This window comes from Xylocopilactobacillus apicola (assembly GCF_033095985.1).
GTDB lineage: Bacteria > Bacillota > Bacilli > Lactobacillales > Lactobacillaceae > Xylocopilactobacillus > Xylocopilactobacillus apicola.
Genome location: NZ_AP026802.1, coordinates 1,363,037 through 1,377,662 on the forward strand (window position 1 = coordinate 1,363,037; position 14,626 = coordinate 1,377,662).

Sequence of the window (14,626 nt, forward strand, 5' to 3'; positions counted from 1 at the left end):
TTATTAGACTAAAATTCCGCCGACTGCCAAAACTGTTCCCAGTGCCAAAATTCCAAAAATCAGCCAAATCATGTATTTTCTAGGCATATAATCCTGTAACTTATAAAGAAACAGTGTAAAAAGAAGTGGTAATAACTGCGGCATAATTCCGTCTAAGAGTTTCTGGATTTTAATCGTTGTCTTATCCATCCTAATCACAGTTCCAACATTGATTTTTACGTACTGAGCGATTAAAGATCCTAGAACAATAACACCAACCATCGTAGAAACATTAATGATTTTTTGCATCACTTTGGCTTGTTCACCGCTTTGAATGTATTGGATTCCTTTTTCATACCCAGCGATTATTCCATAATATTTAACTGCAATATTGATTGCGTTATAAATGATAAACATAAGGATTGGGCCGAGGAAGTTCCCTTGAAGAGCATAAGCTGCTCCAATACTACCAGCAATCGCCTGAATCGTGATCTTAAAAACACTATCGCCAATTCCAGCCAGTGGCCCCATCATACCAGCTTTGACCGCGATTACTGCCTCTTTTTCATCTTCATTAGTTGTTTCTTCGATCGCTGTCGTGATTCCTAAGATCATCCCGCTAGCTGTATTCTGCGAAAGAAACATCATTAAATGACGCTGCATCGCCTTTACTCTAGTCTTGAGATCTGCTTTTGCATATAAACGTTTTAAAGCTGGCACCATCGCGGTTAAGAAGGCAATGGCCTGCATATTATCGTTGGTAGAAGTCAACCCCAGGCCAAAAATTTGAAGCCGCCAATAGATCTTATTTAGGTCTTTACGGGTTATTTTCTGGTAAGTTCCCTTATTTTGGGTATTCTTGTTTGCGTTTAATTCTTCTTCAGTAATTTGAACGTCTTTACTCATAGGTCATATTCCTCTTCGTCATCTACTTGGGTTACCGCCGATTTCGTCGCCATCTCTTTTTGATTATCCATAATTTCCATAACGAACATATAAATGATTGCAAATGACAACGCAATTAAAGTAACTGGTAAAACACTTAATTTCAGATAAGTTGATAATACAAACCCTAAAATTAAAAATGGCCAAAGTGTCCCTTTCATCATCATCGTCATTAAAATTGCAAGACCTACTGCTGGTAAAATTGATGCAGCGATTCCAAGCCCGCTCAAAATATTTTTAGGAATTACGGCTAAAACCTTGTCGACGACCCCTTTTTGAAAATAAACCACTAAAAAAGTTGGAATTGCTCGTAACATAAACTGAAAAATAACTGCCACAATATTAATTTTCATTATTCCATCGAAATCACCAGTAAGTGCGATTTTATCAGCCCAAGGCTCAAATAACTGCCTTACAAATCGAGCGAATAGCAATAATTGTTGAACTAAAACAGCAACTGTAGTCGCAGCAGCAACACCTGCCGCAATCCCTTGGGGGGTCGACCCCGTGCCTGAAGTAATTGAGACGCTTACTCCAACAATTGTCCCGACAATCATATCTGGCGTTTGATAACCAGCCATATTCCCTAATCCCATCCACATCAGTTCCAATGTTCCTGAGATAATAAGAGCCGTTTTCATATCCCCTAAAATTAAACCAATAATTGGACCAACTAAAAGTGGCCTTCGTAGCATTTGAGGGCCTTGATCATCATAAGAACAATAACCAGCCCACAGTGAAATCAAAAGTGCTTGTACAAAAGACATGTTTGTTTCCTCCTTGATATAACCAAGTATAGAATGCGCTTACATCAAAGACCAGATATGTATTTGCCAATTAAAGAGGCAAATATTTGCGGGGAGATTAGAAGGATAACAAAAAAACCAACTCAAAGCTTAAACTGCTTTGAATTGGTTTTTTAAATTTTTTTATTTTAGATCAATCAATGGATCTGATATTTTAACTTGATCACTAGCAATTACATTAACTTCTTGATAGTCCTTGCTATTGGTAATAATCACTGGGGTGGTTAGTGCTAACCCTGCTTCTTTAATAACTGCCATATCAAACTTCACCAAAGATTGACCGCTTTTGACGCGATCTCCCTTATTAACCAACATCTCGAATCCCTTGCCATCTAACTGCACGGTATCCATGCCAATATGAATCAAAATTTCAGCACCTTGATCAGTTAACAAGCCGATCGCATGCCCTGTTGGGAAAATCATTTGAACAGTTGCATCTGCTGGGGCAACAACTTCCCCAATTTCTGGTTCAATTGCAACACCAGCTCCCATTGCTCCACTTGAAAATACTTCATCCTTTACATCTTTTAAAGCTACGACTGAACCAGTCAAAGGACTTTTTAACGTTTCAGGATTTAAGCTAGTCGAAGAAATCGCTTCTTCTTGTTTTGAATCAGTTACAGCGGGAGCTAAATTATCATTTACTCCACCCCAAACCATCGTAAGAACTGTCCCTAAAACAAATGCTAGCGCGTCACCAATTAACGATATTGCAAATCCTTTACTGATGAACGTTGGAATTGTCAAAATGCTCACTAAGCCGACTGAGTTGGCGTGAACTCCAGAAGCCGCAACAATCGCGCCTCCAATTGCACCAGCAATCGAAGCACAGTAAAATGGCTTTTTCATTTTTAAAGTTATTCCATAAACTGTTGGCTCAGTGATTCCGAAAATTGCAGTAATCGTATTGGAACCAGCTAATCCCTTCATTTTTTCGTCTTTAGTTTTTAAGAAGACGCCAAGCGCTGCCCCAGCTTGAGCTAAAACAGCAGGTAAAAGAATTGGAACCAAAGGATCATATCCCCATTTGGTCAAATTGTTCATCATGACTGGCACAAATGCCCAGTGAACCCCAAAGATCACGAATACTTCCCAGAATCCGCCCAGAACCAGGCCGGAAAGGATTCTAGCGTTCTTGTAAAGAGTTATGACAAGTTCAGCTAATGCATTACTAATTGCCGTACTGATTGGACCAACTACAATAAAAGTCACGGGGACCAAAATCATCAGCATACATAACGGCGTCAAGATATTGCGAACTGATTCATGCCAAAATTTATTAAAGAGCGGTTCTAAATACTTTTGCAGAAATACTACCAATAAAATCGGAATTACTGTGCTGGTATAAGTGGTTGGCACAATTGGGATTCCAAAGAAATTAATTGCTGCATGCTTCGTCGTCAATTCGACCATCGTCGGATAAACCAACGCCATTGCAATCGAAACAGTGACATACTGGTTCACTTTTAATTGCTTTGAAGCCGTGAAAGCTAAAACAATTGGTAGAAAATAGAAAATTCCATCAGCTGCAGCGTACCAAACTTGATAAGCTCCGGTATTTGGCGTCATCCATTTTAATACAACAAATAAAGACAACAAACCTTTTAAAATTCCAGCACCTGCCATTGCTCCTAAAAACGGAGTAAATGAACCAGAAATAAAACCAATAAAAGCATCAAATGCTCCTTTTGCGGTTAATTTCTTTTTTTCTGTTGGAACTACTTCTTCGGTTGATCCACCAAGTTCAGGATACTGAGTAGTCATCGTGTCAAACACTTCGCCAACATTGTTACCAATTACAACCTGATATTGGCCTCCTGCTTTAACAACAGTGACAACACCATCTAATGCTTCAATTACTGATGTCTGAGCTTTGCTCTCATCTTTTAAAATAAATCTTAATCTTGTCGCACAATGCCATGAAGAGTCAATATTTTTAACTCCCCCAACATTTTCAACAATTTGCTTGCTTAATTCTTCGTAAGCCATTTTTTCCTCCTAAAATATAAAAACCCGCCAAAGCTAAATTCTAGAATTAAATAATTCTAGTAAAATAGCAATTAACGGGTTAATGCCTGATCGAATCAGTAACACACCAGGTAATGATTATTCACTTATTTGGCGATGGGTGACCCGCCAGATATGTAATGTTAAATATACTTTTTCATCCGGCTGAAGCTGCCAACCTACTTTCTTTTGCAAAAAACCATCAATTCGTTCAACAGTTTGATACGCTTGCGGATATTTAGCAATCATTAATTTTAAAATCGCTGGGTCAAGATCATCATTGTTTGAATTTATCATTTTCAAATGTTGAATCATAAATGATCTTAAATGAGTAATGAACCGATTAAAATTAAAAGAATCGCTATCTAGATTTACCCCATATTCGTACTGTACAATATCAACTACTTGTTCAATTAGCTTGGTAATCTTAATTGTATCGTGAAGGCCCGGGGCATCGGTCCTTAAATTCAAAAAATGATAAGCAATCAGGACTACTTCTCCGTTTGAAAGCTGGCTACCAGTCATCTGTTGAATCAAATTAACCGATTGTTCAGCTGCCTCGTATTCCTGAGGAAACAGTTTTTGAACACTCCACCGAGTCGTGCCATCAGCTAAATCAACAGCAGTGCTTGCACGCTGCAAAGCAAACTCAATATGGTCTGCTAAAGCTAGATACTGATAACTATTAAATTTAACTGATAAATATGGCTCAACTAACTTAACAACTTCATTAGTAACTATAATAGTTTGTTCAGAGATGCTGGTTAAAGTATTTAATTCAGTACTATCTGCATCAGCAGCAATAAACCGCCTCGTAATTTTACTATCATCAATCGAATCTCCGGTCTTTTTCCCAAAGCCAATTCCGTTTCCAATCACCACCCACTCTGTATTATTTAGATCCTCAACCAGAGCAACGTTGTTATTAAAACTTTTAATAAAAATCAATTAACTGTTTCCCCCTGGTTAAAGCAAATAAAAAGCCTACCTTTCGATGATACATCAAAAGATAGGTTTATGCCCAAATTCAATTGGTAACACACCTTTTACGTTTCATATTATATAGGTCGGTGCAACCGTTGTCAATTTTTAATTCTAATTAATCAATCACCAATAGCGATTTAATCGCCTTGCGCTGATCCATTGCTTCATAAGCAAATTCTACTTGATCAAGGTTAAAACGTTTAGTAAAGACTTTACCGGGGTGAATCTTACCTTTTAGTACGGCATCTAACAGTACTTTACGGTCATCAGTTGTAACGTTCGCAATTCCGCCTCGCAGACCAATGTTTTTCCAAAATAGATTACTAGTATTCATTTCAGACTTTTGGGGAACACCAACACGTCCAACAACGGCACCTGGACGACAAACCTGAACTGCCGTCTCAACTGCTTGTTCAGTTCCAACGCATTCCAAAACTGCATCAGCTCCATTACCTTGAGTTAAATCCATAACTTTTTTGACCCCTTCATCGCCGCGTTCAGCAACAATATCAGTGGCCCCAAAATATTTCGCTAAACGCTGGCGATCCTCGTGCCGACTCATTGCAATGATTCTTTTGGCACCAAGCAGTTTAGCCGAGATAACTCCACAAAGCCCAACGGCTCCATCTCCTATTACAACTACGGTGTCGCCAAGTTTCACTTCAGCACTATCTGCTGCATGAAATCCCGTCGCCATGACATCCGATAGAGCTAAAAGATCATTTAATTCATCATCTGTATAATCATTAGGATTCCCTGGAATTTTAACTAAACCCCAAGAGGCATTTTTGTAACGCAAATATTCCCCTTGATAGCCAATTACTTCATCATCAATTTTTGTTAAACAATTCCCGTCAAATCCCGCAAGACAAGCAGCACAATGACCGCAGCCGTGGGTAAAAGGAACAACTACAAAATCTCCCACTTGGACATTTTTGACTGATGAACCAATTTTTTCGACAATCCCAATTGCTTCATGTCCAACCGGAGTATTCTTTTCTCGCTTAGAAATTCCACGATACCACCAGAGATCAGACCCGCAGACACAGGCTCTGACAACCTTGATAATTGCATCGTGCTCTGATTTAATTTCAGGCATCGGGTAATTTCTTAATTCAATTTTTCCTGGTTCAATAAAAGTTGCAGTTTTCATCTATTTTTCTCCATAATAAAAGTTAGCAGTTGCCCCGCCATCGATTAAAAAAGTTGATCCGGTGATAAAAGCTGAGTTCATTAATAGCTGTGCCACATCAGCGACCTCATCGGCTGTTCCTGGTCGACCAGCAGGTGATTTAGCAAACATTTCCTTGTAAAAATCACCGCGAATGCCATTAAACTCATCTAAGGCTAATGGAGTAACAATGATTCCTGGAGCAATTGCATTTAGTCTAGCTCCTCTTTTAGCCCAGTTTAAAGCTTCAGCCATGACACGTTTTTCGTTGCAGCGTTTAGCAAGCTGATAAGCGTGAAGCGTGTCTTTTACATTTTCAGGCTTTAATAGATCTAAATCTAATAATTCTTCTGTAGGAGTCAGCGCCAATAATCGGTCCTCATCGGGCGTTAATGCGGGCATCCGATGACCTGACTGACTAGTGATCGTCACTCCAACGCCAACTTCTGCAATAACTTTTCCGACCTCTTCAAGCAAGACTGCAGTACCATATAAATCAACTTTTAAAATTTCTTCAATTGAGGCCTGACTAGGGGACAAACCTGCTCCATTAATTAAAGTTGCAATCTCACCGTATTCTTGACCTTTAGAAATCATGTTTTGAATCGAAATGCGAGATGATAGATCCATCTCAATTGCTTCGACGTCAAAACCAGCTTCTTGCAAAATTTTAGCAATAGATTGAGCATTATTGATGTTTTTATCACCCAAAATAATTTTTTGGTCAGCGCCGATTCTTCTGGCAATCGCCATACTAATTTGACCAGCACCAACAACTAACATTACTTTTTTCATCATTAATACACCGGCCGATCATTTCCTTGCGTATCAGGATCAGCAATCCCAATACTTTCTTTAACATATAAATTTGGATCGTTGATCAGTTTTAAAATAAAATCAGCAACACTTTCTCTGGAAACTGAAACTCCATTGTAAATTTCATTTCGTGTTGTAATTGAATACTTAATTTCGTTGCGGTCATTAAGCCACGGCAAACGTAAAGTCGTATACTTAACACCTGATTCTGCTAGAAGCTGATCAGAATTACGAGCTGTTGCTAATCCTTTTGGACCAATTTGTTCAGCATTCCATTGTCCAAAAGCTCCTGGAACTTCATCGTAAATTCCTAAAACATTAGCTGCAATCACTCTAGCTTTTTTATTAGATTTCACAGTTTCAATAACATTTTTGGTAATTGGGTTATCTACTTCATGATCAACAGTCGAAACAAAAACCAAATCTTGATCCTTTAATGCCTAAAAAACGTCTTTTTTATTTTTTAAATCTCCTTCAATTACTTTAACCCGCGGATGAGCTGCTAAATCGGCCACCCGATTTTTCAATCTTAAAAACAAGGTCAGCTCAACATCGTCATTCAAAAGTTGATCTTCAACTAGTCGGGCAATTTGACCATTTGCCCCTAAAATAATTACTTTTTTCACTACTACCTCGCTAATTTTCACCCCTTATATTTTAATTGCTGGACCTCCAACAACCAATTCTAAAAAATACTCATAGTCATTAGTTTTACTTATCGTTTTCTAACTAAGCTGAAAGTAACAGTGCTTTTTTCCCAGGTTCTGGTTGCGTCCTGATAATTCGCAGTCGCTGTCCAAATGCGTTTAATTATAATCACTATTTTTTTGATCATGATAGAATTGATTTTTCAAAATTTCAGCGAAAGTTTCGATGTAAAAGCCCGAATTCTCTTTCTTCCAATAAGCATAATATTTTTGATGCAGCCGAGTATTTCTTTTAAGAAGCGGTAAAACTCGATTGATTTCCTTGTTGACTTGCTCAGCCGTAAGACTATTTGCCACTAAATATCCCTGATTAGCAGCAACCAAAATTTGAGCTTCATCAAATGTTGGCACCATTTTAAATTGGCTCTTAATTCCCAGAACTGCCTGATAATAATTTTCTTCCTCAGCTTGCTCAGAAGATTCACCAACCAAAATACAAGGTAATTGGCGGAGTTGATCCGTGGTTATTTGATTATCATCTTTTTGCGCGAAATTTTTACCAACAATCGCAACATAATCTGTCTCCGTCAAAAATTCATTGTTATACTCATTAGAAAGGGCACGCCGTTGATCAGAGAAATTTAAATCAATCTGGTCGTTTCGCAACAATTCAAATAGTGGTTCGTGCGCTCCGTTAGTGATTTGAACTTTAACCGTCGGATACATTTTTGAAAACTGGGCGACCGCTTGCAAAAATTCTTGGACGCCAAAATTAACTAAATAGCCTAGCTTTAAAACATAATCATTATTTTGTTCCTGCGAAATTGCCTGAGTCGCCGAGATTAAATTATCGACATCTCCAATAATTTCTTGCGCTTGCTGATAAAAATATTGCCCTGCTTCCGTCAATTCAAAACTACGCCCGCGGCGTTCCAGTAACTGAACTCCCAACGTATTTTCTAGCTCTTTAATCTGTTGAGAAATCGCTGATTGTGAAATATTACACTCTTGTGCCGCGCGAGTAAAATTATGGTGTTGGACTACAGAAATGAAATATTTCATTTGTTGAAACATTTTAACTCTCCTTCCCTACTGAACTCAAAAAATTATCAATTTCTTGGGCAATCGCAGCAGTTTCATAATGATATAAATAATGTGGCGCATCAAATTGTATTATTCGCTTGGACTGCAAGTTTTGCTGCAACTTAAGCCAACTTCGTGCCGTAAATCCTGTTCCTTGACCGTTTGAAACCAACAACAACAAAGGAACTTGCGGCAAAGGATTCGCTGCAACGATCTCGGCGTTATTTTTTACAGTTTTAATTTCGTTTCGAACGTCTGTTGACATCCAATTTCGATCAAATAACGCTCGAAAAAGCTTTCGATCTTCTTTGGATAAATTGCCACTCGCCATTGCTGGCGCACGACCTGCAATTAATGGAGCCAAACCAATTTTTCTGAGAAAAGCTAACATTTTGATCAGATGTTGGGATGGCAATTTTAATTTTTCATAAGCCTCTGGACTCGCCATATCAAGACCAATAATTCCCGCCACTTCATCCGGGTAAAGTTGCGCCCAGTAAAGGGCTTCAATTCCTGACATCGAATGCGGCATCAAAAAATACGGGCCTTTAATTTTTGCTGCTTTTAAGGCGCTACGGGTTTCAAATAAAATTTGATTCAAGTCCCTGGAATCATGAGAATGATCACTAAAGCCGTAACCTGATTTTTCGACCACGACAATATGATATTTGTCAGATAATTTGTCATAGAGCGGCTTAAAATCATAAACAGGCATTGGTGTGCCGCCACCTGCCAAAAATACCAATGTTTTTAAACCTGCTCCCGTTTCATAAACATTCAAGAATTTTGAACCGGCTGCGACCAAGTTACGAGTTGGCGCAGCAGATAACATTTTATTGGCGCGAAAACGTGTAAAAGCAATCAACAAAATACTACCTCCCGATCACTTCTTGCATAATTTCAAGAAAAGCCGCAGCAGCACTTGAGAGAGTTCTATTTTTAAGCCAAATAAAATTAATTCCCGTCGTCAAGGCTGGACTTAACGGTCGATACACCAGATCGGCAACATTAACAATATTAATTAACCGGTCTAAACAGTAAACCATCCCGACGTCTTCTTGAACCATGACTGCCGCGTTAAACAACAAATTGTAAGTTCCAATGATTTGATCGTCTGAAATTGGATGCCCCAGCCAATTTTCAATTTGACTAAAGTTATATTTTTGGCGGGGAAAAATCGAGGGAATTCCGTCAACATCGGCTGGAGTGATAACTTTTTTCGACGTCAATGGATTAGTCGGGTGCATTAAAATGCCCCAAGTATCACTTGCGTTTAGCGATAAAAAATCATAATTCTTAGTATCAGTAGGATCTATCAAAAGGGCGAAATCCAAAAGCCCTGCTTGCAGTTTATAGCGCAGTTGATCGCCACTACCACTAAAAAGATGAATATACGTCTCAGGATATCGCTCCCTCATCATCTTAGTAACCTTCGCCATTAAATGCATCGCTTGCGTCTCGCCGCAGCCAAGATACACATCGCCACTCACAATATTTTGACTATGTAATTCATATTTAGTTTTATCAACCATCGCTAAAACTTCTTTTGCCCGTTGCAAAAAATAATTTCCGTTTTCGGTCAAATAAAGATGGCGACTATCTCGCTCAGCTAATTTCACACCTAATTCTTTTTCTAACGATTGGAGCTGACGAGACAAGGCAGGTTGCGAAATATGAAGACGCTTTGCCGCTTTAGTGATATTACCCGTCTCAGCGATCGCAATAAAATTGGATAATTCCTGTAATTCCATTTAAGCCCCCATCAATAAGTTTCTTGCATAGCTTATCATACAATACTAGTATTTTACATTGATCAACAGCGAACATAAAATTAGAAATAGAAAGGAGCAGATTAAGATGAAAACAGTTTTGATTTTAGGAGCTAATGGGGCAACCGCCCAGATCGTAACTATGCGCCTCCTCGCGGAGACCACTTTTGATCTTCGGCTATATCTTCGTAACGCCGAGCGCTTAGCTCAATTTAATAATGAACCGCGGATTCAATTAATTGAAGGTGACATATTGGATGACCAATCCTTAAACAAAGCGATGACGAAGGTCGACCTCGTTTACTCTAATTTAGGAGGAGTCGATCTTGCTAATCTCACGACGCAGGTGTTAAAAACCATGAAAGAAAATAATTGTGAGCGTCTATTGTTCTATAGTGCTTTAGGCGCACTCCACGAAGTTCCAGGTAAATTTGGTGCATGGAATGAACAGGCAATTGCGGCGTATTTACCTGGATTTAGAGCATCTGATGAATTAATCAGAAATGAATCAGGAATCAACACAACGCAATTTCGACCAGCGTGGTTAACTAACAAGAAAGAAGTTAATTATGAAGTTACTTTAGAAGGAGAATCCTTTCAAGGAACAGAAATTTCGCGCGCCAGCGTTGCCGATTTTATCGTCAAATTGATTAAAGACCCTACTTTATACCCAAATACCAGCGTCGGACTAGATCAGCCTGGCACTGATGGTGATTACCCAGAATGGTTAAAAGAGTGAGCTATGGAAAAAACAATTGACGTTTTTGCTCATATCCTACTTGCCTCAGCGGGTAGCAAGTATGGAAGAACAGCAGCAAGAAATTATTTCGGTCGTTAATCTCAACCCCGAAGATTACGCTGATCCCGCAGAAGCGCTCAAATTATGCCAGCAAGGAAACTTGGAATTAAAATCAATCGTGCAGCACTATGATCAGTTTCCGGCTGCTGTCGCAATGGTTCCCATGAATAACGTCAAAGGCGCTTGTCAGATCATCGAAGAAGTTGCTGAAACCTCTGAACTGGCAGGAATTCAACTATTCACTCAAGCTTTGGGAAAACCTCTAACTTCTGAGGAATTTACATCGTTGTTCGAGCTAATGAATGAAATTCAAAAACCAATTTGGCTACATCCAGTTTTTGATCCTTTGAAACCAAACAATAATGTTACTTTCAGTTGGGAATATGAACTTACAATCGCGATGAACCAATTAGTTGAAGCGGGCTATTTGACCCATTATCCTAACTTAAAAATTATTGTCCACCACGCCGGAGCGATGATTCCCTTCTTTAGCGAACGAATTCTTTATACCGAGGGCGAGAAAAACTACCAACAATTCAAAAAATTCTATGTCGATACCGCTCTCTTGGGAAATCCCAAAGCCTTGGAATTGACAGTTGACTTTTTTGGCCTTGACCACGTCCTGTTTGGCACTGATTCACCGCTGGGAATTCCGCTGGTTGGACCAACCAAAGAGATTAAAACAGCCCTAAAGCAAACTAACTTGAGCCCCAGCAACTTAAACAAAATTTTTTATAAAAATTGGCAGCAAATGCCAAAAGGAGTCCGAAATGAACAATGAAGCAGTTGAGAACTTTAACGAATTATCCGCATCTTGGCTTAACGATGTTGACGTCCATTGTGCTGCCCACCTCGAAAATGATCGGCTGATCATTCCCTTAATTGCGGGAACCGTTCAAGGAGTAACCGATCAAATTAAAGATCTAACGAAAAAAGCCTTGGCAGCGCAGATTAAACCAGAAGTAATTGTCGAAGTTATCTATCAATTGGCACCCGTCGCCGGAATTCTGCGCGTTAAAGCCGCTTTAAGCGAAATTCAGCAAGTTTTTGACGAAGAAAATCTGACGTTACCGCCAATTCTAGTTGAAGAAGATCCCGAATTCGGAGCAAAGGTTCAGGCTGAGATTTACGGAACAGAGATTAAGAATTTGCTGAAAGATTTACCTGCGAAAGCTGGAAATTTCATTCCGCAAGCTTTGACCGAACATTTCTTCAACGATTTTTATGGCCGCAAAGTCCTCAGTGTCAAAGAGCGTGAACGCTACGAACTGCTCGCGCTAATTACCTTAAACGTTGATTTTCAAATTAAAGCTCATGCTCGCGGCAGTCTTAAAGCTGGCAATTCAGAAGCCGAACTGATCTGGTCAGTAATTCAGCTTTTGCCATATGTCGGCTTCCCTTTCGTTGTCAACAGCGTTCAAATCATTCATCAGGCCGCAAATTAAAAAAGCACTCCGAATCTGAAGTGCTTTTTTTAACTCATAGAATTAAATCTGGTAATTCACCTAAATTAGCAACTTGATAAGTACAAAGATTAGAATCTGGCACTGGCGCATGCGAGGGATTCAACCAACAACTATCAATTTCGTAATTGTAAGCCCCAAGGACGTCCTCTCCGTATGTATCACCAACCATCAATACCTGTTTTTTATCTGCGCAATGAAGATCACTTAAAATCAGATCGAAAAATTCTTTCCGTGGTTTTAAAGTTTGAACTCTTTGAGAAGTATAAACGTCCTTTAAAAATGGAGCGAGCTTAGAAGCTGCAACTCTAGCCGCTTGCGTATCTTGCTTTCCATTAGAAGCTGCATAGATATCACATTCTTCACTTAACTTTTGACAACAAGAAACCGCGCCTTCAGTCGGAGTGGTTTCTTTTTTTTGCATGTTTTGAAATCTTTCATCTAATTCTTTAGCCGAAACCCCGCAATTTTGTAAAAAAGGTAAATCAAAACGATTATCAAAAACATCGGAAAACTTGATCGCCCCTTTTCCAGCCTGAGCCCAAAGCCGGTGATTATTACTAATAAAAGTATTATATTGCTCATCAGTTGCTGCAAGATCGACACTCGCCAACAATTCACTAAACATTTTCCGCCAAGTTCCATCGCTTTCTAGCGTAAGCAATGTATCATCAATATCAAAAAGCACTATTTTATATTTCATCGATTTTCCTTTCAAATATCACTTTAATAATCCTGTTAACTGCCAAATTGGCACACTTAATTCAAAAATTATCATACAAATTCCAATATACATAAACGAATACTTTCGAACATCTTTATATTCAATTAAATAATTATCAGTCGCCGCTTCTGCTGCATCAATCCCCATCTGATTGTACGACATATGCCAAGTTTGCGAAATTATCAGAGTAATGAACAAAATAATAAATGAACTTATTCCCGCCTGAGCGCACGATTTCGCAAAAATTGCATAAAAAATACTCATACAAGCCACTTCTGAAACGACAAATGTTCTAACAATCACCACCAGAAGACAAAGAACTGGAATAAAGATAAAAATATTATTAACAATCGGACCTAATGTAGGCGCCAAAGTCTTTGCCAGCCAAGTATCAATGTGCAAAAAAGTTAGTAATTTGGCTGTTGACATAAAACCAGTAATTAAAATTATCATATCCCAACTAATTTTACTCTTAAATTCCTTCGTTGATAAAGTACCTTGAACCAAGAAAGCACACAAAGCCACAATTCCTACTAAATATGACGGAACATTTAGCAATGGACCAAAAATCCAGAAAAATAAGGAAAAAATTAAAACTACAACTGCAAATTTTTCATTTTTAGTCATTTTACCTAAATCTTTGGTTCGCCGCGAATTAGTTACCTGTTGACCCGCTTGATCGCCTTTAAACATTCTTAGTAAAATAACATAAAAAACACCAACGATTAAAATTAACCAAGGTGCTGTATTAGCTAAATAACTCCCAAAATTTAGTTTAGGACTTGTGACCATTCCAATGATAATAGCAGCAGAAGTCCCACCTGTACTAAATGCCAAACCAGCAATATAACCTGAAATATACATCGCTAAATAAAGTGCGATTGACTCTTTAGAAGACTTTTGATAGCCGTACTCTTTAGCGATTACAACCGCAAAAGAAGCTAATAGGGTCATCTTAGCCGTTACGCTAGGAATTAACGGGCTTAAAACCAAGCCCGTGATAAAAATTGCCGTTACTTGACCATTGATTGTGTCGGGAAAAATGGAAAAAACTTTGTTCGTTAGACGATTAAGCACCCCTGAATTAATCACTCCGGCAGAAAAGCCAAAAATTCCCAATAAATTCCAGAAAAAAGTATCGCCAAATAAGCTAAAAACTTCCGAAAATTTACCAACGCCTACGACGACCATTAGCATTAATCCTAAAATGATTACTACATAATCAGCTACAAAATGAATCATCATAAAAACGATAATTAGCAAAAATACGCCCAAAAAATTCATTGCTGGACGAGATAATCCTGGAAAAGTTGGGATTACAAAGAAAAGACACGGCAAAAGACACAAAAAAATTTTTAATACTAATTTTAAAATTTTGCCCCATCTATAATTACTATTTTCGATCTTAAACACTTCCCTTAATTTTCTTGTAA

The 14,626-nt window shown here is 38.5% G+C and carries 14 protein-coding genes and 1 pseudogene; 3 read left to right on the forward strand and 12 right to left on the reverse strand.

Annotation, left to right across the window (positions count from 1 at the left end):
• Window positions 1-3 precede the first annotated feature (3 nt).
• The 10 genes and pseudogenes from R8495_RS06785 to R8495_RS06830 all read right to left on the reverse strand — a co-directional run bounded on the left by R8495_RS06785 (window position 4) and on the right by R8495_RS06830 (window position 10,189).
• The gene (locus R8495_RS06785) at window positions 4-885 is read right to left on the reverse strand and encodes a PTS system mannose/fructose/sorbose family transporter subunit IID (RefSeq protein ID WP_317634725.1); all 882 of its coding nucleotides are present in this window, start codon (window positions 883-885) and stop codon (window positions 4-6) included.
• A complete protein-coding gene (locus R8495_RS06790) occupies window positions 882-1,691 on the reverse strand; it encodes a PTS mannose/fructose/sorbose/N-acetylgalactosamine transporter subunit IIC (protein ID WP_317634726.1) in 810 nt (269 codons plus the stop codon). Before R8495_RS06790 ends, R8495_RS06785 begins: the two co-directional genes overlap by 4 nt.
• Window positions 1,692-1,853: 162 nt before the next feature.
• Entirely contained in the window at window positions 1,854-3,719 is a 1,866-nt protein-coding gene (locus R8495_RS06795) for a beta-glucoside-specific PTS transporter subunit IIABC (RefSeq protein WP_317634727.1), read from the reverse strand.
• Between the two features lie 117 nt (window positions 3,720-3,836).
• Window positions 3,837-4,685 carry a PRD domain-containing protein gene (locus R8495_RS06800; protein WP_317634728.1) on the reverse strand — a complete coding sequence of 283 codons (849 nt, stop codon included), beginning with the start codon at window positions 4,683-4,685 and terminating at the stop codon, window positions 3,837-3,839.
• A gap of 151 nt (window positions 4,686-4,836) precedes the next feature.
• Complete coding sequence (locus tag R8495_RS06805; protein WP_317634729.1) at window positions 4,837-5,874, reverse strand: zinc-dependent alcohol dehydrogenase family protein; 1,038 nt, start codon at window positions 5,872-5,874, stop codon at window positions 4,837-4,839.
• Window positions 5,875-6,690, reverse strand: coding sequence for an SDR family oxidoreductase (locus tag R8495_RS06810; RefSeq protein ID WP_317634730.1), 816 nt, complete (start codon window positions 6,688-6,690; stop codon window positions 5,875-5,877). It abuts the gene before it with no gap.
• Window positions 6,690-7,349 (reverse strand): annotated as a pseudogene (locus tag R8495_RS06815) (NAD(P)H-binding protein). The gene R8495_RS06810 and the pseudogene R8495_RS06815 overlap by 1 nt, the downstream one beginning before the upstream one ends.
• Before the next feature lie 165 nt (window positions 7,350-7,514).
• Window positions 7,515-8,429 (reverse strand): LysR family transcriptional regulator, encoded by a 915-nt coding sequence (locus R8495_RS06820; protein ID WP_317634731.1) that lies wholly within the window; start codon window positions 8,427-8,429, stop codon window positions 7,515-7,517.
• A gap of 1 nt (window position 8,430) precedes the next feature.
• Window positions 8,431-9,306 (reverse strand): alpha/beta fold hydrolase, encoded by an 876-nt coding sequence (locus tag R8495_RS06825; RefSeq protein WP_317634732.1) that lies wholly within the window; start codon window positions 9,304-9,306, stop codon window positions 8,431-8,433.
• A gap of 4 nt (window positions 9,307-9,310) precedes the next feature.
• Entirely contained in the window at window positions 9,311-10,189 is an 879-nt protein-coding gene (locus tag R8495_RS06830) for a LysR family transcriptional regulator (RefSeq protein ID WP_317634733.1), read from the reverse strand.
• A gap of 106 nt (window positions 10,190-10,295) precedes the next feature.
• Between R8495_RS06830 and R8495_RS06835 the strand changes: the two genes are divergently transcribed.
• The 3 genes from R8495_RS06835 to R8495_RS06845 all read left to right on the forward strand — a co-directional run bounded on the left by R8495_RS06835 (window position 10,296) and on the right by R8495_RS06845 (window position 12,451).
• A complete protein-coding gene (locus R8495_RS06835) occupies window positions 10,296-10,946 on the forward strand; it encodes an NAD(P)H-binding protein (protein WP_317634734.1) in 651 nt (216 codons plus the stop codon).
• A 61-nt stretch (window positions 10,947-11,007) separates the two neighbouring features.
• Window positions 11,008-11,787, forward strand: a complete 780-nt coding sequence (locus tag R8495_RS06840) for an amidohydrolase family protein (protein WP_317634735.1) — start codon at window positions 11,008-11,010, stop codon at window positions 11,785-11,787.
• Complete coding sequence (locus R8495_RS06845) at window positions 11,777-12,451, forward strand: carboxymuconolactone decarboxylase family protein (RefSeq protein WP_317634736.1); 675 nt, start codon at window positions 11,777-11,779, stop codon at window positions 12,449-12,451. The genes R8495_RS06840 and R8495_RS06845 overlap by 11 nt, the downstream gene beginning before the upstream one ends.
• A 34-nt stretch (window positions 12,452-12,485) precedes the next feature.
• Here the strand turns inward: R8495_RS06845 and R8495_RS06850 are convergent, their stop codons facing one another.
• Together R8495_RS06850 and R8495_RS06855 are read right to left on the reverse strand one after the other, a co-directional pair.
• Complete coding sequence (locus R8495_RS06850) at window positions 12,486-13,172, reverse strand: HAD family hydrolase (RefSeq protein ID WP_317634737.1); 687 nt, start codon at window positions 13,170-13,172, stop codon at window positions 12,486-12,488.
• Between the two features lie 18 nt (window positions 13,173-13,190).
• Entirely contained in the window at window positions 13,191-14,606 is a 1,416-nt protein-coding gene (locus R8495_RS06855; RefSeq protein ID WP_317634738.1) for an SLC13 family permease, read from the reverse strand.
• Window positions 14,607-14,626 lie beyond the last annotated feature (20 nt).